Raw genomic sequence first — 23,225 nt, 5'->3', positions numbered from 1 at the left:
AAAACTGAAAAACGCAACCCCCGGTTGCGCGGTTTCCCGCTGAAAGCGGTGGCGCGCGGCCGGGGGTTTTGTTATACTGGGGATAGGAAAAAGGAGGTGCCTTTATGACCACAGGACAAAAGATACAGACTTTGCGGAAACAGCGGGGGCTGACCCAGGAACAGCTGGCCCAGCGCCTGGGAGTCTCCCGGCAGGCGGTGTCCCGCTGGGAGCTGGACGAGTCCCTGCCGGAGACCGCCAACCTGCTTCCCCTGGGAGAAGTTCTGGGCGTGTCCCTCGACATCCTGCTGGACCCAGCCCGAGGGCTGGAGGGCCCCGTCCCCAAGGAAGAACCCTCCGCTCCGGCGGCGTCCGCCCCCACCGCGCCCTCCCTGAGGGAACTCCTCAAACGGCGGCTCTGGCTGTTTCTCCTGCCGGTGGAGCTGGTGGTTTTCGCCGCCTTGGCCCTGTGGCGGCTGGGCAATGCCCCCTCCCTGGCGCTGATCCTCCTGGTCCAGGGGCTTTGGCTGTGCTTTTTACTGTACCTGCTCCTTTTGGTGATCTATTTCCTGGTGTGGGGCATCCGGTACTTCAAGCAGCGGACCCGCCCACCTCAATAAAACACCCCTCGAAGCCGCGCGGACCGGTCCAGAAATCGGTTCACAGCTTCGAGGGGATTTTTCACTCTTCTATGGTGGAGAGCAGCTCCCACACCAGGTCTTGGAACTGCTGGGCCACCCTGTCGGCGGTCTCCTGGACCTCGGCATGGGAGAGGGGCTCCCCTCCCAGCCCGGCGGCCAGATTGGTGACACAGCTGATGCCGCAGACCTCCAGCCCCAGGTGCCGGGCGGCGATGGCCTCGCAGGCGGTGCTCATGCCCACGGCATTGGCCCCCAGGGCGGCGAACATGCGGATCTCCGCCGGGGTCTCGTACTGCGGGCCCGTGGTCTGCAAGTAGACCCCCTGCTTTAGGGGGATGTTCCGCCTCTCCGCCGCGGCCAGGGCCTTCTCCCGCAGCCGGGGGGAGTACACCGCCGTCATATCCGGGAACCGGGGGCCAAAGGCCTCCTCGTTGGGCCCGATCAGCGGGGAGGGCACAAAGCTGGCGATGTGGTCCGTCAGCAGCATCAGGTCCCCCGGGGCCAGGTCCGGGCCGATGCCTCCCGCGGCGTTGGTCAGCACCAGGCGCTGGGCGCCCAGGGCCGCCATAACCCGGGTGGGCAGCACCACGTCCTCCATGGGATAGCCCTCGTAGTAGTGGACCCGGCCCTGCATGGCCACCACCGGCTCCTCCCCCGCAAAGCCGAAGAGGAACCTTCCCTGGTGACCCGGCACCGTGGACACAGGAAAGCCGGGGAGGTCCTTGTACTCCACCGCCGCCTCTAAGCGCAGGCGCTCTCCAAAGGCCCCCAGGCCGGAGCCCAGGATGAGCGCCGTGCGGGGCGCGAACCCTGTCTTTTCCCGAATGGCGGCAACACAGCGGGCCACCCGTTCCTGTTGGGTCATTTTTATCTTCCCCTTTCCCAAATTACCCAAGGGTCACATACTTGGGCGTGGTCAAAAAGCGAATGTCCGCCTGCTGGGAAAGCTCCCGCAGCACTTGGCACATGCCCTGGTTCATGGCGTCCAGGGTTTGGACCTTGGCGGTCATGCGCATGTCCTCTTGGGCATAGTTCTCGCTGGCAATGTGGGAGTAGCCGTCCATGCCCGCCAGCCAGATCTCCTTCACCCCCAGCTGGATCAAGAGCTTGAGGAGCATCAGCCCGGCGTTGTCCTTCACAGCGTCCACCGGGTTCAGCAAAGAGGCGTAATCCACCCGGCAGCGGGCCCCTTTCTCCGGGATGTTGGAGGTGACGATGAGCCGCTCCTCCTTCCCCGCGCCCAGCTCCTCCTGGCGGCGCAGGTTGCTCAGGAAGATATAGTCCGTCCGGCAGCCAGGGTAATCGAAGTTCACGCCGATGGAGACCACATTCTCCTCCCCGGCGAAGGCGGCGATCTTCTCTGCCTCCACCCCGGCGCTTTTCCCCGGGGCGATGACCAGGGCCCGCTTGCCAGAGAGGGCCTCTTTCAGCTGGGCCAGGGAAGCCCCGCCCCCGTTCCGTTCCATATACTGCAGGTACAGCTCCTGGGCATAGGACCGGTCAAAGCTGCCCCGCTTTTCCGGAGCCATGGCGTCGAAGATCTTATCAATATCCTCCACCGTGAGGGTGTTCTTCTCCGTGAGGAATAGGGCGTAGTTGGGGTGGGCGTTGTGGCTGGCGGAAAGGTAGTTGGGCAGGGAGTATCCCCACTGGTTCTGCTGGTAAAAGTCATTCAGCACCCGGTCAATGACCCGCAGCAGGGGCTTGACCCGGTACTGCCCCCCAGCGTTGTCGTTGAGGTATTCCAAAAACAGCTCGCTGTTCAGGTTGCCGGCTCCCCGCCCCATGCCCATAATGCTGGAGTCCAGGATGAGGGAACGGCTGGTCTGCAGGTCCACCAAGGTTTGGGCGTTGGCGTAGGCCAGCTGCAGGTTGTTGTGGGAGTGGAACCCAATGACAATGTCTTCCCGCAGGTTGTGCTCGATCATGTAGAAGAACCGGAGCATGTCCTTGCGCTTCATGGTGCCAAAGCTGTCCACCAAATAGAAGGCGTAGGGGCCCACTTCATTGGCCAGGCGGATGAGCTCCAAGTACTCCGCGTCTGTGTAGCGCAGGGCCACCATGGGCTGCAGAAAGGTCTTGTACCCCTTTTCCTTCAAGCGGCGGCACTGCTCCAGAGCGGGCAGCATGTCCTTTTTGTGGAAGGTCACCCGGATGCCGTCCACGGAGGAGCCGTCCCAGTCGGGGATGGTCTCCACATCACAGGCGCCGTAGTCCATCAGGATGACGAAGGTCTTGCCCTGGCGGTCCTGGGGGAGCACCTCCTTCACCTGCTCCAGGGTGTTGAAGCGGGTCACGCCCTGCTTGTACGCCACCTTTTGGGTGAGGAAGCCGCACTCGATGATGTCCACCCCGGACCGAAGCAGGCTGTCGATGATGAACTTGGTGTTCTCAAAGCCAAACTGGCAGTCGTTGCAGTAGCCCCCGTCCCGGAGGGTGCAGTCCAATACGCGGATCTCCTTCACTGGGTCTCCCCCTTTCCAAATTGCAGCTGGTAGTTGTAGATGGCGTCGGCGATGTAGAAATCCTCAGCCTCGTCGATATCGCAGCTCTCCACCTCGCTGACGGTGATGAGTTTGGGCCTGTCGCCGATGCGGCGGCCCAGTTCTGTCATCACCCCGGCTTTGTAGATGTAGAACCCGCTGGTCTCCTCATAGAGGGGGGGCAGGTCCTGGGTGCGGGGGATGGCGTCCAGCTGGTAGTTGAAGGGCTTGCCGTCCTTCCACAGGAAGTCCCGCAGCTCCTTCACGGCAAAGGCGGAATCGTACTCCCCGCTGAGCACCGCATCCAGCCCCTTCTCAATGGACTCCCTCTTCACAAAGGGGGCGGTGGTGTGGGTCATCACATACACGTCGGCAGGCACATCGGCGGCAAAGCGCTGCAGCACCTCGTTCATCTTGGTGGTGTCCTGGTCCAGGTCCTCCCCCCGGCGGAGGTACTTCACCCCTTCCGGCAGGAACTCCTGGATCTCCGGGTTGCTGCAATAGACGTAGACCTCCTCCACGCCCCGCACCTGCAGCAGGGTGGAGAGGATGTACCAGCACAGGGGCTTGCCGTTGGTAAAGGGTTTGGTGTTCTTTTGGGGCAGACGGCGGTTATTCAACTTCATGGGCACAACAGCCACAGTTTTCATCTGTAAATTCCTCCTTAGCTTTCCACAGAGACGGGGCCTTATCCCCGGTTTTCCTTCAGCAGCCGGGGGATGAGGGCCTCTGCTTCCTCCCAGGTCTTGGGGAAGAAGAACAGGTCTGGCCGGTCCCGGCAGACTTTCTTGGTCTGGTCCAGCACGCCGTTGCGCAGCTTGGACTTGTCCTCCACCAGTTCGCAGAGGAACACCACCTTGGCGGGGATTCCAAAGATGGTATAGGGGTTGGTGGCGGCGGAGGAGCCCACGGTCATAAACAGGGTGCGCTCGAAAGAGCTGTTCAGGACAATGAGCTCCCAGGGCATGGCGGTATCCCGGTTGGTGGCGTAGCCCGCCTGTTCAAACCGGTTCTCCCGGTTGCGGGGGTGGATCTTCACAAAGATGTTCTCCTTCCCCACCAGCTCCGCCACCCGGTCCATCAGGGCCACGTCCCCAATCTCCACCCCGTCGCAGGGGTAGGACTCCTCAAAGAACAGCACCGGCCGGTCGTAGCGGTCCGGCATGCTGTCATACTGAAAGGCCCGGTTCAGGAAGGCCAGCGTCTCCGGCGCGTACTTCCCCGGCAGGCCGTACACCGGGCAGGGAGCCTTCCAGGAGAGCTCCTCCGGGTGGAAGAGATACACCCCTGAGAGCTTTTGTACGGCGTAAAGCTGCATGCGCACCTTTGGGGAGGCGGAGAGCACCAGCCCCCCCACTTGGCTGGAGTAGGTGCTGGCCCCGTCCTCGAACAGGAACCACCGCACCTGGGGGTTCTTCCGCTTCAGCCCCAGGATCAGGTACTGGTTCATCAGGGAGATGTTGGAGAAGAGGAACACGTCATAGGCCTGCTCCAGGCGCAGAAAGTCCTCCAGCAGGCCCTGGGGGAAAAGCGCCCCCTTTACGATGTTTTTCAGGTTCTCCCCCCGGGGAAGGTTGTTCAGGCGCTTTTCCTCCAAATAGTACACATGGCCAAACCGGCCGGAATCCCGGCAGGCCTCGAAGACCTTCCGGGAGCCGCTCATCTGGTCGGTGACGATCAGGTCGGCCTGGCAATCCGGGTAATAGGCGTAAAGCACCTGGGCAGCCACCAGCAGCTGATAGGGCGTGCAGCAGGTGATAAGGACCCGCTTTCCCACAAGCGCCGCCCCCTTTCTTACATTTTTTATGGAATGGCCGCGCAGGCCCGGGCCGCCGGCCAGGGAAAAGAAAAAAGCGGCTTGCCGCCGCTTCCACCTATCCCATCCAGCAGCCTTGTGCCCCCGGCAACCGCCAGGCGGCCTTACGCTGACCCTTTTCTCTTTTTCAGAGGCCCCAAAAATCCCTTTTTGGGTACATCTAGTATATAACATACCACAGCCAGAAAAATAAGTCTAGTCTTTTTTTCATTTTCTGCTATACTTTCTATTGTCACTGAAATAGCAAACAGCAAAGGAGGCCGCCCTAATGGAACAGGAAAAACAGCCGCAGCAAGCCATCCCACCGGAGGAGCTTGCCCACCTGGCGGACATTTTGAAAATGGTCAACGCAGAGTTGGAAGAGGCCCAGCTCTCTGTGGAGAGAATGGACGAGGAGTACCGGGAGGCGCAGGAATACATAGCCAGCACCCACGGTGAGGGCGACCCCAAGGAGATGTTCCAGACCCGCATGCTTATGGGGCAGATCGACAACCGGGGCGCCTCTGCGGTGGTGTACCGGGACCGGCTGCAAAAGACAAAAGCCTCTCCCTATTTCGCCCGCATCGACTTCCGCCCCCAGGGGGAGGAGCTCGCAAACCCCTATTACATCGGGCTTTACGCCTTCCGTTACCAGCAGCAGCTCTACGTCATCGACTGGCGCTCCCCGGTGGCCAGCATGTTCTACGACTTTGAGCTGGGCCCCGCCTTCTACGACGCCCCCCAGGGCCACACGGAGGGCGCCCTCACCTTGAAGCGCCAGTTTAAAATTACAAACGGCGAGATGGAGTACGCCTTTGACAGCTCTCAAAACATCCAGGACGACATCCTCCAGCAGGAGCTGGCCCACACCTCCGATGAGAAGATGAAGTCCATCATCTCCACCATCCAGAAAGAGCAGAACCAGATCATCCGGGATGAGAAGGCCCACACCATGATTATCCAGGGTGTGGCGGGCTCTGGAAAAACCAGCATTGCCCTGCACCGGGTGGCCTTTCTGCTGTACCGGTTCCGCAACACCATCAAGGCCCAGAACGTCACCATCATCTCTCCCAACAAGGTGTTTGGCAACTACATCGCCAACGTGCTGCCAGAACTGGGCGAGGAGCCCATCTTCGAGGCCAGCCTGGAGGACCTGGCCCTGGTGCAGCTGGAGGACGGGGTAGACTTTGTGGGCAGCCGGGACCCCCTGGAGACGGACGACCCCGCCTGGGAGCAGCGGGTGCGCTTCAAGTCCACCGTGGAATTCGTGCAGCTGATGGATGATTTCATCGCCCGGCTTCCTCAGCTTGCTTTCCAAGCTAAAAACTACGAGTACAAGGACTGGACGGTGCCCGCGGAGTGGATTCAGGGACGGGTGGACGTGTACAAGCGCTTCCCCCTGATGAAGCGGCTGGAAATGGTGGCCGACGACATCCACTCCCGGCTGGAGAACGAATTCCTGCGGGAGGAAGAACCGCCCCACCGCAACCGCATTTTCCAGGCACTGCGGAAGATGCTGGCCATGAAAACCACCCTTTCGGCCTACCGGGCTTTCTTCCGCCAGCTGGGCAAGGAACGGGCCAAGCTGTATAAACCCTTCCAAAAGGGCGTGCTGGAGTGGAACGACGTCTACCCCTACCTCTATCTGCAGGCGGCTTTCACCGGGCTGCAGGAGAGCCGGCTCATCAAGCACCTGGTCATCGACGAGATGCAGGATTACAGCCCCATCCAATACGCGGTGCTCAACCGGCTGTTCCAATGTCCCAAGACCATCTTGGGGGACTTCAGCCAGTCCATCAACCCCAACTGCCCCTATTCCCTGGAGGAGCTCCACCAATTCTATGAGGGCTCCACCCTGATGCGCCTGGAAAAGAGCTACCGCTCCACCTGGGAGATCATCCACTTTGCCAAGCAGATCGTGAAGCAGGCGGATTTCCAAGCGGTGGAACGCCACGGCCCCGCCCCAGAGCTGTTGGAATTTTCCACGGAGGAAGAGGAGCTTGTGGAAATCTGCCGCCAAGTGGAGGCCTTCCACCAGGGAAAATACAACGCCATGGGCATCGTCACCCGCACCAATTCCGCCGCCAAAGAGCTCTATGAGAAGCTGAAGGCCCGGGGTGCCGGGGTGGAGCTTATCACCCCAGAGAGCAGCGCCTTCCACAACGGGGCCACGGTGCTCTCCATCCAGATGTCCAAAGGCCTGGAGTTCGACCAGGTGCTGCTGCCCCAGGTGGACGGGGAGACTTATCACACGGACTTTGACCGGAACCTGCTGTATGTGGCCTGCACCCGGGCCATGCACCGCCTCTCCCTGACCTGCGTGGGGAAGGCCACCCCCCTTCTGCCCTTCCATGGAAAAGAGGAAGAGCAAACTGCCCAGGCATGAGCAGGCAATAGAGCACAGAAAAAGGCCGCCCCCAAGGGCGGCCTTTTTCTGTGCTCTTTAGGCGTGGCACCCGTGCTCTCCACAGCCGTGCTCCCCGCAGGAGTGGCCTTCGCCGTGGCCCTCCCCATGGTGACTGCAAAGCACGTCCGGCAGGAAAACCAGCCTGCCCGCCAGCAAATCCTCCACAGCCTGGTCAGCGCTGCCGGTGACGCCGCCGTACAGCTGGATGCCCGCCTGGGCCAGGGCTGTTTTGGCGCCGCCGCCAATGCCGCCGCAGATGAGGGTGTCCACGCCCTGGGCCTGCAAAAAGCCCGCCAGGGCCCCGTGGCCGGAGCCGTTGGTATCCACCACCTGAGAGGAGGCCACCCGGCCCTCCTGAGCCTCATAAATTTTGAACTGGGCCGTGTGGCCGAAGTGCTGGAACACCTGGCCGTTTTCATAGGTAACTGCGATTTTCATAAAAAACCCCTCCTAAAATCTATTGGTTTTATCTTGACAGAGACTCTTTCCCTTCTGTACAATGACGAAAAAATCACAAGGAAGGGGCCCTGTAAAAGCACAGGGCATAACCCATAATAAACTGGGAAGGAGCGCGCTCTCCCCTGAGCCCTTCTAAGGCTTACCGGGGCCAGCGCTCCTCCTTTTCCGGCAGGGGCGGGAAATCGGTGTAGGGCTTATCCTGATACCAGTAAGCCACTGTGGCCACGTCGTCCTGGCGCTCGAAGAGCCCCCGGTGGCAGACGCCGATCTGCTGCAGGGTCACCCGGATATCCTCCTCAAAGTGGATGGGGTCCGGGATGTGCCAGCGGTAAAAGCCCCGCATGGGCGGGCAGTCGTCGTTGTGGTAGTTGTTGTGGACGGTGGTGTCGTGGTGGGAGTAGAAGGGATACCCCAAAAAGGGCGTGCAGTAGGTCTGCTCCACGGTCCTGCCGTCCACCTGGTTGGCAAAGCTCCAGGCCCCTCCAAAGTAGTCCTCGGTGCCCGTGCCGCAGATGGTGGGGTACTCCTCATCTCCGTCGATGTAGAACTTCATCTCCCCCTCGCCCCACCAGTAGCGCTCCAGGGTGGTCAGGGCCAGATAGGTGCCCACATACTGCCCCCGGCCATGGACGTTGTCCAGCACCACATAGTCCCTGGCCTTTTCCGTCAGCCGCTGGCGCCGCCACTGGGCGTGGAAGTACCCGGCGTTTTCCGGCACTTCCTGCAGGCAGTAGTCGATCTGGAAGAAAAACGCCGGCACCGGGTTTTTATGCTGGTTTTCCACGGTGATCTTGGCGCCCTTCTGGAAGGGCATGGGGAAGTAGCAGTTAAAGCCCCGGTTGGGGGCCACCACCATGGGCAGGGAGTTTACAAGGCAGCCCTGGCCGAAGCCGCAGCAGAAAAAGTCCCCCAGGGGCGCCTCTACCGAGGGCTTCTCCTCCCCGTCCCAATAGATGCGGAAGACCAGGTCCCGCAGCACGAAGCAGTCCGCGTCCGAGGTCCGGTCCGTCACGGTGATCCAGATGTGCTGGATGACGCCGGGGCCCTCAATCTCTCCCAGCACGGCGGTCTCCCCGGACTGAATCTCGCTCAGGCAGGGAGAGCCCTTCCGGGAAGGCCCCAAATTGCTGGCGGCCGTTCCGCCCCTCCCTTTTTCGCCCCGGGGGTTCTCCCCGTTGATGGCCCTGCTCTGTCCTCCCGTAATCAGGGGCAGGCCGCCCCATCCTGTCAAAAGCATGCAAACATCCTCCTTCTGCCCGCCCAAGCGGGCCGTATGAAGTCATTGTAGCATCATTTGCGGAAAGTTGCCACCACTTTTTCCTTTTCCCGTGACTTTTTTCCCCGCCTGTGGTATGCTGGTAAAAACAGATTGGGGAAAGGGTGTTCTCTATGAAATTGACTGTATTGGGAAGCTGCTCCGGCACCGAGCCCTATCCGGGCTGCCACCAGACCTCGGTGGCCGTGGAGACCGGTGGAAGGCTGTTTTTTATCGACGCGGGAGAGAACTGCGGCTATTCCTCCCACCTGCTGGGCATTGACCAGAAAAAGGCAGAAGCCATCTTCATCACCCACACCCACATGGACCATGTGGGCGGCCTGCCCCACCTGCTGTGGAACTTCCGCAAGCTCTGCACGCTCTCTCCCGAAAATGAGGCGGCCATGCGGGACAGGAGCATTCAAGTCCACCTGCCGGACCTGGCGGTATATGCGGGCATCCGGGCCATGCTGCTGGCCAGCGAGGGCCACTATGAAACCGTCTTCCGCCTGGAGCCCCACCTCCTGCGGGACGGGGTGGCCTACCGCCAAGACGGGGTGACGCTCACCGCGTTCCACAACTTCCACCTGGGAGAGCCCGCCCCTGGCCAGCCCTGGCTGAGCTACTCCTTCCTGTTGGAGGCCGAGGGGAAAAGGTATTCTTCTCCGGGGATTTCCGGGATCTTTCCGAGATTCTTCCCCCTCTGGAGGGGGCGGACCTGGTCTTTCTGGAGACGGGCCACCACCGGGCCTCGCAGCTCTGCCAGGAGCTGAAGGACTCCGGCTCCTCTTTTGGAACAGTGGTCTTCTACCACCACGGATTGGAGATTCTCAACGACCGGGAAGGAGAACTGGCCGCCGCCAAAGCCGTGCTGGGCGGCCAGATGACCTTCTCCAGCGATGGGTCTGTTTACGAGCTGTAACGCATAAAGAAGCAGCCAGGGGCGCCCCTTTTGGGGCGCCCCTGGCTTTTGTCCTTCCACAAGCGGGATTCAGCAGGGAAAAGAGGGAAGCGCCGCTTCCAAAGTGGGCCTGGGCATATGCCCGCCAAGCGGCAAGCTCAAACACGCCCCTTGGAAACAGCGCGGGAATCTCTGAAAAGGTATCCACGCAGCGAATCATGGCAGGCATCTCCCTTTCTCATATCCAGAAACTCTGTGAGGAAAGGCGTTACACCTGTACCTTCCCCGCCAGGATGTTCTTATAGTCCTCCAAATTCTGCTGAAGCAGAGTGGGGGTATCCAGGCCGTAGGGACATTTTTTCTTGCATTGGCCGCAGTGGAGGCAGTCCTCAATCTTCATCATCATGGCCTGGCTCTCGGGGGTAAGCCAGCCGGCGGAGGGGCTGCGGCGGATAAGCTGGCTCATGCGGGCGCACTGGTTGATAACGATGCCCGCGGGGCAGGGCATGCAGTAGCCGCAGGCCCGGCAGAAGTTGCCGATGAGCTCGTTCCGGTCCTTCTCGATGACGGCTTTCAGCTCCCCATCCATCTTGGGGGGATTTTCGATGTAGGAGATGAACTCGTCCAGCTCGCTCTCCCTCTGCACGCCCCAGATGGGCAGGGCGTTGTCGAACTCCGCCTGCCAGGCGTAGGCCGCGGCGGAGTTGGTAATCAGCCCGCCGGAGAGGCCCTTCATGGAGATAAAGCCCACGTTGTTCTCCTTGCACAGGTTCACCAGGGCGATGTCCCGGTCCGTGGCCAGGTAGCAGAAGGGGAACTGCAAGGTGTCATACAGGCCGGAGGCGGCGGCCTCCTCCGCCACGCCCAGCCGGTGGTTGGTGATGCCGATAAACCGGATCTTCCCCTGGCGCTTGGCCTCCTCCATGGCCTCGTACAGGCCGGTGCCGTCGCCGGGCTTGGGGCAGAAGGCCGGGTTATGGAACTGGTACACGTCGATGTAGTCAGTCTTGAGCAGGCGCAGGCTGGTCTCCAAATCCTGCCAGAAGCCCTCCACAGTGGTGGAAGGGGTCTTGGTGGCGATGATGATGTTCCCCCGCACGTCGGAAAGGGCCAGGCCCATTTTCTCCTCGCTGTCGGAGTAGGAACGGGCGGTGTCGAAATAGGTGATGCCGGCGTTGTAGGCTTTGCACAGGAGCATCCCGGCGTAGTCGGCGGAGACACGCTGGATGGGCAAAGCGCCAAAGCCGTTCTTGTTCACAGTGATGCCGGTGCGGCCCAGGGTGACAGTTTGCATACAAGCACGTCCTTTCTGAAAAAGATAGAAGGCAAAACAGGGCAATCCCGCGAAGGGGAAAGTTTTGCGGCGCCGCGTCCCGGTGGGACAGCCAGCAAGCGAGACCGGCTTTTTCAAAATGCCACGCCCGAAAAAGCGGTGCAGCCGCATAAAATTGTAGGAAAGCAGGGGCAAATCTCCGCTTTTTCCGGTCTGTTTCTTGCTGTCTGCGGGGATGGCGGGGTTGTGCGCTTCCCGTCCGGGAAAGGCGTGGCCGGGGGCCACTGTTTCCCTAGGTTCTCTTCTGCGCGGCTGCGCCGCTCTTGAAGGCCGCGAGGCTCTGCCTCGCGCTCCGCAGCTTTTGAAAAAGCTGGCAAAACTTTTACGCCGCTTCGCGGTTTTCGCTTTTATTATAGCACCTAAACCTTTCTTTAAGTCAACAAAGAAAAAGCCGCCCCAAGGGCGGCCACAGCTATGAAAACAACTCGCACAAGGCGTTTGGTTATACGCTTTCGTTTTCCTGGCCCAAGCGCTCCCGCAGCTCTTCAAAGGAGAGCGGGGCAAACCCGGTGCGCTCTACGGACACGCACACGCTGCGGGCGCTCGCGTCCCGGTAGGCAGGGTTGCCGTGGACATGGCCGAACACGTTGGCGTAGGGCATGTTCCGGTTGATATACAGCGGCTCGTGAGAGAGCAGGAAGAACCCCTCCCACACCAGGGGCCAGGGAACGGCCTCTTCAAATCCCAAAGAGCGCCACTGCGCCGGGGCACGGTGCCGGTCATGGTTGCCCAGCACCAACACTTTCCTGCCCCGCAGCCGGGCGAGGATGGCCCGGTCCTCCTCTTCCCCCCGGGCGGAAAAATCCCCCAGATGGAAGACGGTATCCCCCTCCCCTACCTTCTCGTTCCAGCGGCGGATGAGTTCCTGGTCCATCTCTTCCACTGTGGCGAAGGGCCGGTTCTCATAGCGCAGGATGTTCCCGTCCCCAAAGTGGGTGTCGGCGATGAAAAAGGCGCTCACAGCTCGATGACCTCCGCCGCTTTCTCAATCTGTTCCCGCAGGGTCTCCCCATCTTGGGGACGCCACTCGCTGTGGTAGTTCAGGCAGCGGCACATCCAGTGGATGCCGTCCCTGTCAAAACTGCGGCGGTAGTGGACGTGGCCGCAGACGGCGGCTTTCACCGGGTAGCGGCGGTACAGCTCCCCAAACTTTCGGGAACCCAAAAAGGCGTTGAAGTAGGACCAGTTGGCCATCTCCGCGGGCACGGTGAAGTCCTTGACCGGCAGCATGTGGGTCACCACCGCCAGCTGCTTATCCGGATAGGCGGCCAGGCGGGCCTCCAGCCGGGAGAGCATCCACTGGGTGCGGCCCAGGTTGTCACGGGTCCAGGCGTTGCGCAGGGAGTCCTGCCAGGTGCGGCCCGCCAGGGACATCTTCTCAAACTCCTCGAAGGAGTATCGGCCGCTGCCAAAGGAGTAGTCATACCAGCCCACATCGCCGATGACCACCGTGTCCCCCAGCACCACGTCCCGGCCGCAGAGGCAGTGTTCGTCCTGAACATAGCGGTCATAGATGGCGGCAATCTGGTCCGGGTCGCCGGGAGGGCCCCACAGGTCGTGGTTTCCGGGCACAAACAGCACCCGCGTCCCAGAGAGCTGCTCGATGGTGTTGAGGGTATCCAGGGTCTCCTGCTGGGTCTCGCTCACATCCCCGGCAATGATGGCCAGGCGGGCGTCCTGCTCTTTGATATACCGGGCAAACTCCTGTGCCACAGGGTGCTCCCGGTTGATATCCACATGGATATCCGAAAGGACTACGGTCTTCATTCCGCTGTTCCCTCCTTGCTGGTTGTATTCTGGGATACCGGCTTTAGGCCGGTGCGTTCCTCCACCCGGTGGCAGGCGCAGAACCGCCCGCCCTCAAACTCCCGCAGCAGGGGCTTTTCCGTCTTGCACCGGTCCGTGCAGGCAAAACACCGGGTGTGGAAGGGGCACCCAGCCGGGGGATGGGCCGGGCTGGGCAGGTCCCCGGAAAGGATGATGCGCTCCCGGTCGCCCTCCACCTCCATAGAGGCAGAGAACAACGCTTCTGTATAAGGGTGCAGGGGCATTTGGGAGATGGCCTCCCCGTCCCCCAGCTCCACCAGGTTCCCCAGGTACATCACGCCGATGCGGTCGGACACATAGGAAACCACGTTCAAATCGTGGGAGATGAACAGATACGTTAAACCGAACTCTTTCCGCAGGTCCAGCAGCAGGTTTAATACCTGGGCCTGGACGGAAACGTCCAAAGCGGAGACGGGCTCATCGCAGACCACGAAGTCCGGGTCCAAGATCAGGGCGATGGCGATGGCCACCCGCTGGCGCTGGCCGCCGGAGAGCTCGTTGGGCCAGCGGGTGCGGTAGCTTTCATCCAACCCCACGGCCTTTAACACCTGGCTGACCTTCTCGGCCCGCTCCTGCTTGGTCTTTCCAATGCCGTGGATCTTCAAAGGCTCTTCAATGAGCCAGCCGATGGTCTTGTTGGGGTCGATGGAGGAGTAGGGGTCCTGGAAGACAATCTGCATCCGCTTGCACAGGTCCTTCCGCTCCCGGCGGGGCGGGCGGGTGATGTCCTTCCCCTCCAGCCGGATGGTGCCGGAGGTGGGGTCCAGCAGGTGGACCAGCATCTGCCCAAAGGTGGACTTGCCGCAGCCGGATTCCCCCACCAGGCCAAAGACCTCTCCCTTTTGAATGTCCAGGTCGATCTTGTGCACGGCCATGACACGGTCCTTGCCCTGGCGGAACTCCTTTGTCAGGCCCCGGATCTCCAGAAGGAGGGCCTTTTTCTCTGTCGCGCTCACAGTCCCAATTCCTCCTTTGCGTCCACGCACAGCGCCATGTGGCCTTTGTGGACCACCATGGGGGGCGTTTCCTTTTCACAGATCTCCCGGCGCTTGGAGCAGCGGTTGTAAAAGGGGCAGCCGTGCTCAGAGCGGTCCTCCAACGCCGGCACCGTGCCGGGGATGGAGGAGAGCCGCTGGCCCCGCTTCTCCAGGGAGGGGATGGAGGCAATCAGCCCTTTGGTATAGGGATGCAGGGGATGGGCCAGCACCTCTTTGGTCTCACCGCTCTCCACCACACGGCCGGCATACATAATGTACACCCGGGTGCACATCTGGCGGATCACCCCCAGGTCGTGGGAGATCAGCAGAACGGCGGTGCCCATCTCCCGGTTCATCTGCCGGATAAGCTCCATAATCTGGGCTTGGATGGTCACGTCCAGGGCGGTGGTGGGCTCGTCGGCAATCAAGAGCTCCGGCTGGTTGACCAGAGCCATGGCGATCATCACCCGTTGGCGCATGCCGCCGGAGAGCCGGTGGGGGTATTCGTTATAAAGGCGCTCTACGTCGGGCAAGCCCACCTGGCCCATGACCTCTAGGGCGCGCCTTTTGGCCTCCTCTTTCGAGGCCCCATGGATGCGGGCGTTCTCCGCAATCTGCCTGCCCACCTTCATCAGGGGATTCAGGGCAGTCATGGGCTCCTGGAAGATCATGGCGATGTTCCGGCCCCGGTATTGGTTCCACTGGTCCTCTGTAAGGCCCCGCAGCTCAGAGCCGTCGAACAGGATCTTGCCCTGGGGGATCTTTGCGTTCCGGGGCTGCAGGCCAATGGCCGCCAGGGCGGTCATGGTCTTGCCGCAGCCGGATTCCCCCACCAGGGCCACCATTTCGCCGGGCTCGATGCGCACGCTGGTGTCCCGCACCGCATGGCAGGTTTTCCCCAGTTCAAAGTCCATGGTCAAGTTTTCAATGGAGAGCACAGGCTGCTTTTTATCTGCCATGCTGAGTCACCTCCTGCAGAGCGTCGCCGATGAGATTAAAGCCCATCACCAGCAGGGTGATGGCAACCGCGGGCACCAGCACATACCAGCCCGCCTGGAGGATTTCCGCCTGGGCTTCGCTGAGCATTTTGCCAAAGCTGGGGGTGGGGGGCTGAATGCCCAGCCCCAGGTAAGAAAGCCCCGCCTCGCTCATCACAGCGCCGGCAAAGCCCAAGGAGCTGGTGACGATCAGCTCTGGCACAATATTGGGCAGGATATGCAGGAAGATAATGCGGCCGTCCCCAGCGCCCCGGGAGCGGGCCGCCTTGATGAACTCCGCGTCGCGATACTTGATAAATCCGCTGCGGGAGATGCGGGCGAACCGGGGGATGGACATAACCCCCAGGGCCAGGATCAAATTCTGCAGGCTGTTGCCAAACACCGCAATGAGCATCAGGGCAAGCAGCACGCCGGGAAAGGCCATCTGGGTGTCGATCAGCTTCATAATGACCTCGTCGATCTTGCCGCCGTAATACCCGGCGATGGACCCAATGGTGCCGCCCACAACCAGGCCGAAAACCACGGTCAGGGCGCCCACCAGGAAGGACACCCGGGTGCCTTCCATAATGCGGCTGAGGATATCCCGGCCAAACTGGTCGGTGCCCAAGGGGTGGGCCGCGGAAAAGAACTGCAATTTGTTGGGGGTGTCCATGGCATCGGGGTCATAGGGCAGGTAAAAGAAGCCCACCACCATAATGAGGAGCATCAGCCCAATCATGCAGGAGCCGGTGATAAAGCTCTTATTGTGCAGGCATTTTTTTAAGATCTCACGGAATCGCAAGGTGGTCCCTCCCTTCTTACTTCAGCCGGATGCGCGGGTCAATGACGGAGTAGAGCACATCCACCACAAAGTTGCACAGCACCACAATAATGGCCAGGTACAGCACCAGGCCCTGGATGAGAGGCAGGTCCCGGGAGTTGATGGAGGAGGAGATCAGCCGCCCAATGCCAGGCAGGGAAAACACGTTCTCAATGATGATGCTGCCGCCCAGCACATCCGTAATGGTCATGCCAAAGATGGTCAGCACCGGAATGAGGGAGTTGCGCAGCACATGGCCGTTCAAAATCCTTCGGGAGGGCACGCCCTTGCTCTGGGCGGTCTTTACATAGTCTTGGCGCTCCTGCTCCATCACGCTGACCTTTACATAGCGGATGAGCACCGCCGCCGAGCCAAAGGCAATGGCCACCGAGGGCAGGGTCAGGCTTTTCAGGCAGGCGGCGGGGTCCTGGGTAAAGGGCGTGTAACCCATAGAGGGCAGCCAGCCCAGCTGCACAGAGAAAATGTTGATCAGCAGCACGGAGAAGCAGAATGCCGGCACAGAAAGCCCCAGCTGGGAGAGAAGGGACACTGGCATGGCATAGGGCTTTTTGCTGTGATGGGCCAGCCAAATCCCCACGGGAATGCCCACCACCGCGGTGAGCACCAAGGCGAACAGGGCCAGCTGCACCGTCACGCCGAAGGCGTTCCCGATCAAGCTTGAGACAGGCTGGTGATACCGGTAAGAGGTGCCCAGGTCCCCCTGCAGCACGCCGCCGATCCAGCTTAAGAAGCGGATGTGGATGGGTTGGTCGATGCCCATTTCCTGATGGAGCTGCTCAATCTGCAACGGGTCGGCGTCCACACCCAGAATGACCAGCGCCGGGTCCCCCGGCAGGATCTGGAACACCGCAAAGGTGAGGATGGACACCAGGAACAGGGTGACGAGAAAGCCCGCCACTTTTCGGATGTAATAGGCCATACGCGATCGGTTCCTTTCCCTGCGCTGTTACAGGCGGAAGGAGCCCGCCGGTCCGCTGGTCCCGGCGCGCCCCTTGTGCCTTGCGCGCGTTTCTTTGTTGCCTCCCGCCGTTCCCACCCGGTGGGAGGCGGCCGCTTTCATCACTTCAGAGGGGAATCAGCCCTCGTAATACAGCTTGGTCATGTCGTGGAAGGTGACCGGGTAGAAGGTGTAGCCCTTCAGGTCCTTCCGGCAAGCCACCACCAGGTTGGGGTCGCTGATGAACGCGGCCGCGGCCTGCTCGGTGAGGATCTCCTGGCAGCGCTTATAGTCGTCGATCCGGGTCTGCTCGTCCTGCTCAGTGAGGGCGCTGGTGATCAGCTGGTCATACTCTTCGTTGCTGAACTTGAAGAAGTTCTTGGGGTAGGTGGTCTTGAAGCGGCCCAGCACAGCGTCGGGGTCCAGCTTGCCAGTCAGGCCCACAATGGTGGCCTCATACTGGGCATTGCCGTAGACATCCTCCAGCCAGGTGGCCCATTCCATGGTTTCGATGTTGGCAGTGATGCCCACCTGCTGCAGCTGCTGGGCAATGATCTGGGCGGTGTCGATGTGGGCCTGGTAGTTGGCGGGGGCAGTGATGGTGAAGGTAAAGCCGTCCTCATAGCCAGCTTCTTTCAAAAGCTCCTTGGCTTTTTCCACATCGGTGTCGTAGGAGCCTTCCAGCTCCTCGTTGTAGTACACACCCATCACAGGGCTGAAGTTGGTATACAGCTTGGTGGCATAGCCGCCAAACACGCTGTCGATGATCTGGTCCTTGTCGATGGCATAGTTGATGGCCTGGCGCACCCGCACGTCGTCAAAGGGGGCCACGCTGTTGTTCATGGCAAAGATCTGCACCATGTTCTGGGGGGAGTTGTAGATGTCGTACTGGCCCTCCAGCACGGCGGCGTCATCCGCGCTGATGGAGGCGATGTCCAGGGTGCCGGACTGCAGAGCGGAAACCACCGCGGCGGAGTCGGTCATGATGTAGAACTCCACCCGGTCCACCTGGGCCATGCGGTTCTGGTCGTAGTAGTCGTCGTTCTTTTCCAGCACAATGCGCTGGGAAGGGGTGTACTCCACAAACTTGAAGGGGCCGGTGCCCACAGGGGCAGTGGCCTGGTCCTCATAGCCTTCGGGGAGGACGGCGATGATGTTCAGGGACAGGAAGCCGGCGGAGGGCTCTTTCAGCTTGATGACGAAGGTGTAGTCGTCGGTGGCCTCGAAGCTCTCCACATTTTCAAACTTGCTGGACACAGCCTTCTCCCCGCCCATGCCGGCCAGGTTGTTGTAGGTATACAGCACGTCCGCGGAGGTGAGGGGCTTGCCGTTGTGGAAGGTGACGTCTTCCCGCAGGTGGAAGGTGTAGGTCAGGCCGTCCTCAGAGATATCCCAGCTTTCGGCCAGGCCGGGGATGATCTCGCCGTTTTCATCGTACAGGCACAGGCCCTCGAAGACGTTGTGCATAATGGCCTCGGTGTCAGAGGCGGCAGACTGCCAGGGGTCCAAGCTGTCGGGCTCAGAGCCAATGTTCATCCGCACCACGGTCTCTTCGCCGCTGGATTGGCTGGTCTGGGAGGACTGAGCCTCAGAAGAGGCCGAGCTTTCCGAACTGCCGCTGGCAGCGGACTGGGAAGCGGTGCTTTCGCTGCTGCTGCCGGTATTCCCGCCACAGCCCGCAAAAGCTGTGATCATCATGGCCAGAGCCAGCATCAGGCTGAGGATTCTTTTCTGCATGATCCATTCTCCTTCGTTTTCTTTTTCATGGGATTTTCAACATTTCGTTTCTTATTATAATACAACGCGTCAAAACGCGATGCACTCTCTTAGACAGCCGGGTCCTCCCCGTTGAGGGCGTCTACCACACCGGCTACGCCGCGGATATCCGGCACGCACCAGGGCAGGTCCAGCTCTTCGATGCCCAGCTTTTCCGGGGGATTCAAGATGCAGAACGCCATTCCCACTTGAGAGGCGCCCACGCCGTCATCGTAATAGTTATCCCCCACATAGAGGCATTCCCGGGGATCCTCTCCCGAGAGCTCCAGCGCCTTTTCAAAGATGCGCCGGTCCGGCTTTTCCACCCCCACCTCGCTGGAGACCACGATGGGGTCCAGGTAGGGGGTCAGGCCGTTTTGCTCCAGCACGCTCCGGCAGGAGGGGTCCCAGTTGGAAATGAGCCCTGTGCGCAGGCCGCGCGCCCGCAGGTCCTGCAGGACCTCCCTGGTAAAGGGAAAGGCGGTCCACTTTGCAGGGCGGCGGTCCGCCAAGGCCAGCTCATACAAGCCTTCCCCCAGCTCGGGCATATTCAATTCCCCGCACACCCGGTACAGGAACTGGCGCAGCACCTCTTTGTTGCCCTTACCCAAAGCGCCTCGATGCTCCCGCATAAAATACTTATTGGCCAAGTGGTATGCGCGCTGGGCGCCCTGTGGGGAAACCTGCCGCCCCATCTGAGCAAAGTATTCCACATAGCGGGCAGGGACGTCGCTTTCCGCCAGAGTCAGGCCCAAATCAAAAAACACACGTTGGATCATTCACATTACTCTCCTGTCCGTATCGAACCATCGGGTATTATAAAGAGGCTTTGTTTCGATTTCCATGGCATTTCCATGAAATCTGCGTTATATTATACCACAGGATGTAAAGTGGATGTAAAGTCTCTTCCCCGAATTCCCCAAGATTGTTAAGCAGTTTTCCGGACCTTGGAGGAAACCCGCCGCGTTAAATTCATGTAAAGCCCAAAAAGCCGAATTTTTTCAAAAAACCTGTTGACAACGCGCTCTCTCAATGCTATAATATTTGAGCGTTGAGACGAAAGTTTCAACAGACAACTGAAAATGCAGGTGTGGCGGAATTGGCAGACGCGTATGGTTCAGGTCCATATGAGCGCAAGTTCATGCAGGTTCAAGTCCTGTCACCTGCACCAGGTCGAGTACCCATAAGGGTACTCGATTTTTTATACCTGTAAAAGCCTTGCTTTGGCGGGGACGTTATCCGTTCTATTTGCGCGCAAAGCTGGGGGATATCTAGGGGAGAAGCTTTCCTCTTGTGCTTGGCTGAGGAATTTCATTAAAAAGCGAGATTGGAAAAACTTTTTGATCTGCTGGAGTACGAAAGTGATAATAGCCTAAACTCGCGCAAATCTCTCTTTTCTGTTGAGAACCTTGGGAAAATTTGGTAAAATTGCAGTATTGAATTTGTGGTTTGATTTCTCGCTTCAGACTTCCCGGAATATGAGGTGATTCACCATGATGGAAAAGGGCCAGATGGCTCCCAAGGACTATATTCTCGAATTTATTGAAACGCTAAAAATTGAAATTGAGGAGCTGAAAAATTCCAAGGACAACAATATCCTTCTAACGCAAGGTGTACTGCAAACAAGGAAAAGCAGCTCTTACATCTATCGGTTTCACACAGAGCAGCCCTTTGCTCATCATGATAACACAGTCTATAAGCTTGTGACAGATTCCAGCCAGTTCGACTGCGAATACATCTCATCCAATAACAATCAAATCACTTTGAAGACCTTTCATGCTCTGCCTGTAGACCAGGAAATCACGCTTTTTCTGGACCGTACCACTTTGCCCAAAAAGCTTCTCCAATGTTTTCAGGAGAGTCTGCACAGCGCCAATCAGCAATATGCAATGGCAGCCAGGCTATTTCAAGGACATTTCCTCACGCACACCACCTCTGCCCCAGATTTAACTGGATATAGCCAGGTGAACGCCTATCAGAAAGCTGCTGTGATTCGCTCTTTTCAGGGTGACACGATCATTTGGGGGCCTCCAGGCACAGGTAAAACCCATACCATTGCCATTGCCATCCACGAGCAACTGAAACAAGGGCATCGTGTTCTACTACTTTCTCACGCAAACACTGCGGTGGATGGCGCTATGGAAGAGTTAGCAGACCTCCTTCACAACGAGCCCGTTTACACAGAAGGGCATCTCGTACGAATGGGCGCTTCACAACTGGAAAAATACCCCTTACTCTCCTTAGATGAAATTATCCGGGTAAAAGAAAATGCGATTCAAAATCAAATAGCCGCTCTAGAAGCAGCTCTAAAAATCACGAAAAATAAGGATTCCGATTATCGCAAAATAGGTGTGTTGAGAGAGGCCTACCAGCAAAAGCAGCATGCTCTGTCTAAAAAAGCAGACCTGTTTCGCCAACAGGAAAACCAGCTTCGAGACTATACCCTAAAACACGAACAGGGGGAAAGCACATTACATTTCTGGCGAACGGAACTCTCCAGGCTGGAACGCAAGAAACTTCAAACCAGGCGCACCAAAGAGAAGATTGCATGGGCGCAACAGCAGATTCATAGTTTTGAACACTTCCTTGCGGAAAATCAATCTAGCATGAAAGATTTGCGCAGTAACCACTCCGCTCTCGCTTTGGAGCTTTCCGACCTAGAAAAAATGGCGCAAGCTGATGCGTCAGCGTTCCGCTCCGCGCTGGCAGCCACTGGGCTAACAGAAACAGCTTTAGAAAGAGAACTTCAAAGGCTTTCTTCAAAAATCAGCAAACTAGAGCAGCAAAGAAACGAACTGAAACGACAGATTAGCACGCTTCGCAGGCAGGTTGTAGTGGAGGCCTCTGTGGTAGGGGCCACTTTATCCATGGCGTATATGTCTTCCGATTTGCAAGCGAACCACTATGACGCGCTATTTATTGATGAAATCAGCATGGCCCCCTTGCTCCCTGTATTTTTCTCCATGAGCCTGGCAAAGTCCTCCTGTACTTTGATCGGGGACTTTTTACAGCTTCCCCCCATTGGCACGCAAAGCAAAAATTATTTGGTAAAGAAATGGGAAAACAAAAGCTTTTTTGAGCTTATTGGACTAAATTCTGTCTATCAAGCGAAGAACTGTGAATTTGTGAAACCTCTCAGCATTCAATATCGCATGAATCCTGCCATCGCGTCTATCCCCAATCAACTGCTATACGGTGGGATATTACAAAGCGGAGACAACACAAAATCCAGAGTACTATCTGACAGATGGGTACAAACACAGCCTCTGGTTCTGATAGACACATCGGAAAGCGATCCCTGGATGAACCGCGGTCCAAAAGGAAAAAGCCGGTGCAATTTGCCTCATGCCTCCTTGGCAGCAGCCATTGCGCAAGACTATTTATCACACCAAGGGCAGGGCGAGAAAGAAATTACCATTGGCATCGTGGTCCCTTACCTCTCCCAAAAAGAACTGATTCGAAAAATTCTCGACGCTGCATTGGGAGAAGACACGCCGGAAAGACGGCGGATTGAAGTAAATACTGTACACAGCTTTCAAGGCGGGGAAAAGGATGTCATCATCTGCGATTCCGTAGAGAGTGAAGGCATGGACACAAATTGGTTTTTCTTTGACGAGGACAGCAGAGAGAACCAAAGCGCCCCACTTATGCTAAACGTGGCTGTTACACGAGCAAAATCTAAGTTTATCCTATTAGCAAACGTGAGCTTTATCCACCAGAAGTTTCATGGGCACATATTCAAAAACTTGTTGGAACCCTGCGCCAACAAGGCGCTGTGTTATCTGCCTCTCAACTAGGAATTGGCTTTCAAACGGCAGAGGAAGAGTGTGAAATCCAGCAACTGCAAGAAATAATGTCCATTGAAGATCTAAAGCAGTATGATACCAACAGCTTCTGGGGCAACATCATTCCCGATTTAAAACACGTTCACAACCGAGTAATTATTTTCTGCCCATTTGTCCGAAAACAGAGAATAGACCAATTGTTGCCCTTATTTAAGAAAATCACCGAATCTGGAAATCAGGTGATCATCTACACTCGTCCAGTAAGTGAGCATCAAGATTCCTACCAAACAACTGCGAGATCCTTAATTGACAGTTTACGAAAGGAAGGCGCCGTTGTACGAATTCGTAAAAACATGCATGAAAAAGTCATCTTGATTGATGATACTATAGTTTGGCAAGGTAGTTTAAATTTGTTAAGCCACAGGAACACCAAAGAACAAATGCAGCGCATCGTAAGCAAAAGTGTGCAAAAAGAAGTTGAAGAATTGCTGGACTTAAATCAGTATAAGAAAATTACGGCAGCTAATGATCCAACTATGCAATGTGATCTCTGCAAGGGCCTATTGGTAAAGCGTTCCGGACCAAATGGGGAATTTTACGGCTGCTCATCCTTTCCAGACTGCGGATTTAAAAAAGCACTGTGATGTCTCCGCGCTTCATAAAAAACAGCGCCTCTTTTCGTCACCCTAACACCCAGGTTGTGTCCCCACAAGCAATTGCCGGAACACAAAAAATGGCTCCCTTGCGGGAGCCATCAGCCTGTAGAAAAACCTGCTCCGGCAATTAAGCCAGAGCAGGTTTTTTGCTTGGAAACGAAAGCGGAAACGGAAAAAGCATCAAAACAACAGCTACACTTTTCCCCCATCCTGTTCG

The 23,225-nt window shown here is 58.2% G+C and carries 21 protein-coding genes and 1 tRNA gene; 7 read left to right on the top strand and 15 right to left on the bottom strand.

Annotation, left to right across the window (positions count from 1 at the left end; all coding sequences use genetic code 11):
• Positions 1-104 precede the first annotated feature (104 nt).
• Positions 105-599 carry a helix-turn-helix domain-containing protein gene (locus tag ODJ80_RS10565; RefSeq protein ID WP_263042042.1) on the top strand — a complete coding sequence of 165 codons (495 nt, stop codon included), beginning with the start codon at positions 105-107 and terminating at the stop codon, positions 597-599.
• A gap of 61 nt (positions 600-660) precedes the next feature.
• Here the strand turns inward: ODJ80_RS10565 and ODJ80_RS10560 are convergent, their stop codons facing one another.
• The 4 genes from ODJ80_RS10560 to ODJ80_RS10545 are packed head-to-tail and all read right to left on the bottom strand — an operon-like array spanning position 661 to position 4,880.
• Positions 661-1,485, bottom strand: a complete 825-nt coding sequence (locus ODJ80_RS10560) for a purine-nucleoside phosphorylase (RefSeq protein ID WP_178864151.1) — start codon at positions 1,483-1,485, stop codon at positions 661-663.
• A 22-nt stretch (positions 1,486-1,507) separates the two neighbouring features.
• On the bottom strand, positions 1,508-3,085 hold the full coding sequence (locus ODJ80_RS10555) for an aldolase catalytic domain-containing protein (protein WP_263042041.1): 1,578 nt from the start codon (positions 3,083-3,085) through the stop codon (positions 1,508-1,510).
• Positions 3,082-3,753, bottom strand: a complete 672-nt coding sequence (locus ODJ80_RS10550) for an acylneuraminate cytidylyltransferase family protein (RefSeq protein ID WP_178864153.1) — start codon at positions 3,751-3,753, stop codon at positions 3,082-3,084. The genes ODJ80_RS10555 and ODJ80_RS10550 overlap by 4 nt, the downstream gene beginning before the upstream one ends.
• A 38-nt stretch (positions 3,754-3,791) precedes the next feature.
• A complete protein-coding gene (locus tag ODJ80_RS10545) occupies positions 3,792-4,880 on the bottom strand; it encodes a polysialyltransferase family glycosyltransferase (RefSeq protein ID WP_178864154.1) in 1,089 nt (362 codons plus the stop codon).
• A 307-nt stretch (positions 4,881-5,187) separates the two neighbouring features.
• On the opposite strand from ODJ80_RS10545, the gene ODJ80_RS10540 reads away from it, so the two are divergent.
• Complete coding sequence (locus tag ODJ80_RS10540; protein WP_263042040.1) at positions 5,188-7,284, top strand: HelD family protein; 2,097 nt, start codon at positions 5,188-5,190, stop codon at positions 7,282-7,284.
• 57 nt (positions 7,285-7,341) lie between these two features.
• Here the strand turns inward: ODJ80_RS10540 and ODJ80_RS10535 are convergent, their stop codons facing one another.
• Positions 7,342-7,743 (bottom strand): NifB/NifX family molybdenum-iron cluster-binding protein, encoded by a 402-nt coding sequence (locus ODJ80_RS10535; protein ID WP_263042039.1) that lies wholly within the window; start codon positions 7,741-7,743, stop codon positions 7,342-7,344.
• A 160-nt stretch (positions 7,744-7,903) separates the two neighbouring features.
• Positions 7,904-9,001: a glycoside hydrolase family 172 protein gene (locus ODJ80_RS10530; protein ID WP_263042038.1), complete on the bottom strand. Its 1,098-nt coding sequence runs from the start codon at positions 8,999-9,001 to the stop codon at positions 7,904-7,906.
• Between the two features lie 152 nt (positions 9,002-9,153).
• On the opposite strand from ODJ80_RS10530, the gene ODJ80_RS10525 reads away from it, so the two are divergent.
• Together ODJ80_RS10525 and ODJ80_RS10520 are read left to right on the top strand one after the other, a co-directional pair.
• Positions 9,154-9,792, top strand: a complete 639-nt coding sequence (locus tag ODJ80_RS10525) for an MBL fold metallo-hydrolase (protein WP_263042037.1) — start codon at positions 9,154-9,156, stop codon at positions 9,790-9,792.
• 26 nt (positions 9,793-9,818) lie between these two features.
• Entirely contained in the window at positions 9,819-9,941 is a 123-nt protein-coding gene (locus tag ODJ80_RS10520; RefSeq protein WP_263042036.1) for a hypothetical protein, read from the top strand.
• 247 nt (positions 9,942-10,188) lie between these two features.
• Here ODJ80_RS10520 and ODJ80_RS10515 read toward each other — a convergent pair whose 3' ends face one another.
• The 9 genes from ODJ80_RS10515 to ODJ80_RS10475 form a co-directional block, all read right to left on the bottom strand.
• On the bottom strand, positions 10,189-11,214 hold the full coding sequence (locus ODJ80_RS10515; protein WP_263042035.1) for an aldo/keto reductase: 1,026 nt from the start codon (positions 11,212-11,214) through the stop codon (positions 10,189-10,191).
• A gap of 481 nt (positions 11,215-11,695) precedes the next feature.
• Positions 11,696-12,214, bottom strand: coding sequence for a metallophosphoesterase (locus ODJ80_RS10510; RefSeq protein ID WP_263042034.1), 519 nt, complete (start codon positions 12,212-12,214; stop codon positions 11,696-11,698).
• A complete protein-coding gene (locus ODJ80_RS10505) occupies positions 12,211-13,020 on the bottom strand; it encodes a metallophosphoesterase (protein WP_263042033.1) in 810 nt (269 codons plus the stop codon). Before ODJ80_RS10505 ends, ODJ80_RS10510 begins: the two co-directional genes overlap by 4 nt.
• On the bottom strand, positions 13,017-14,036 hold the full coding sequence (locus ODJ80_RS10500) for an ABC transporter ATP-binding protein (protein WP_263042032.1): 1,020 nt from the start codon (positions 14,034-14,036) through the stop codon (positions 13,017-13,019). The genes ODJ80_RS10505 and ODJ80_RS10500 overlap by 4 nt, the downstream gene beginning before the upstream one ends.
• Positions 14,033-15,016: an ABC transporter ATP-binding protein gene (locus tag ODJ80_RS10495; protein ID WP_178864902.1), complete on the bottom strand. Its 984-nt coding sequence runs from the start codon at positions 15,014-15,016 to the stop codon at positions 14,033-14,035. Before ODJ80_RS10495 ends, ODJ80_RS10500 begins: the two co-directional genes overlap by 4 nt.
• Positions 15,006-15,836 carry an ABC transporter permease gene (locus ODJ80_RS10490; RefSeq protein ID WP_263042031.1) on the bottom strand — a complete coding sequence of 277 codons (831 nt, stop codon included), beginning with the start codon at positions 15,834-15,836 and terminating at the stop codon, positions 15,006-15,008. The genes ODJ80_RS10495 and ODJ80_RS10490 overlap by 11 nt, the downstream gene beginning before the upstream one ends.
• Positions 15,837-15,852: 16 nt before the next feature.
• Complete coding sequence (locus ODJ80_RS10485) at positions 15,853-16,794, bottom strand: ABC transporter permease (RefSeq protein WP_178864903.1); 942 nt, start codon at positions 16,792-16,794, stop codon at positions 15,853-15,855.
• A gap of 156 nt (positions 16,795-16,950) precedes the next feature.
• Positions 16,951-18,549 carry an ABC transporter substrate-binding protein gene (locus ODJ80_RS10480; RefSeq protein ID WP_263042030.1) on the bottom strand — a complete coding sequence of 533 codons (1,599 nt, stop codon included), beginning with the start codon at positions 18,547-18,549 and terminating at the stop codon, positions 16,951-16,953.
• Positions 18,550-18,638: 89 nt separating this feature from the next.
• The gene (locus ODJ80_RS10475) at positions 18,639-19,346 is read right to left on the bottom strand and encodes an HAD family hydrolase (RefSeq protein ID WP_263042029.1); all 708 of its coding nucleotides are present in this window, start codon (positions 19,344-19,346) and stop codon (positions 18,639-18,641) included.
• A gap of 305 nt (positions 19,347-19,651) precedes the next feature.
• On the opposite strand from ODJ80_RS10475, the gene ODJ80_RS10470 reads away from it, so the two are divergent.
• The 3 genes from ODJ80_RS10470 (at position 19,652) to ODJ80_RS10460 (ending at position 22,996) form a co-directional block, all read left to right on the top strand.
• Positions 19,652-19,738, top strand: a tRNA-Leu gene (locus ODJ80_RS10470).
• A gap of 322 nt (positions 19,739-20,060) precedes the next feature.
• Positions 20,061-22,364: a DEAD/DEAH box helicase gene (locus ODJ80_RS10465; RefSeq protein ID WP_263042028.1), complete on the top strand. Its 2,304-nt coding sequence runs from the start codon at positions 20,061-20,063 to the stop codon at positions 22,362-22,364.
• Positions 22,343-22,996, top strand: a complete 654-nt coding sequence (locus tag ODJ80_RS10460; protein WP_263042027.1) for a topoisomerase DNA-binding C4 zinc finger domain-containing protein — start codon at positions 22,343-22,345, stop codon at positions 22,994-22,996. Before ODJ80_RS10465 ends, ODJ80_RS10460 begins: the two co-directional genes overlap by 22 nt.
• The last annotated feature ends 229 nt before the right edge of the window (positions 22,997-23,225 follow it).

It is taken from the genome of Acutalibacter sp. LFL-21 (assembly GCF_025630755.1).
Lineage (GTDB): Bacteria > Bacillota > Clostridia > Oscillospirales > Acutalibacteraceae > Acutalibacter > Acutalibacter stercoravium.
Note: the sequence above shows the minus strand (reverse complement) of the source record. Positions and strands in the feature narration are given on the sequence as shown.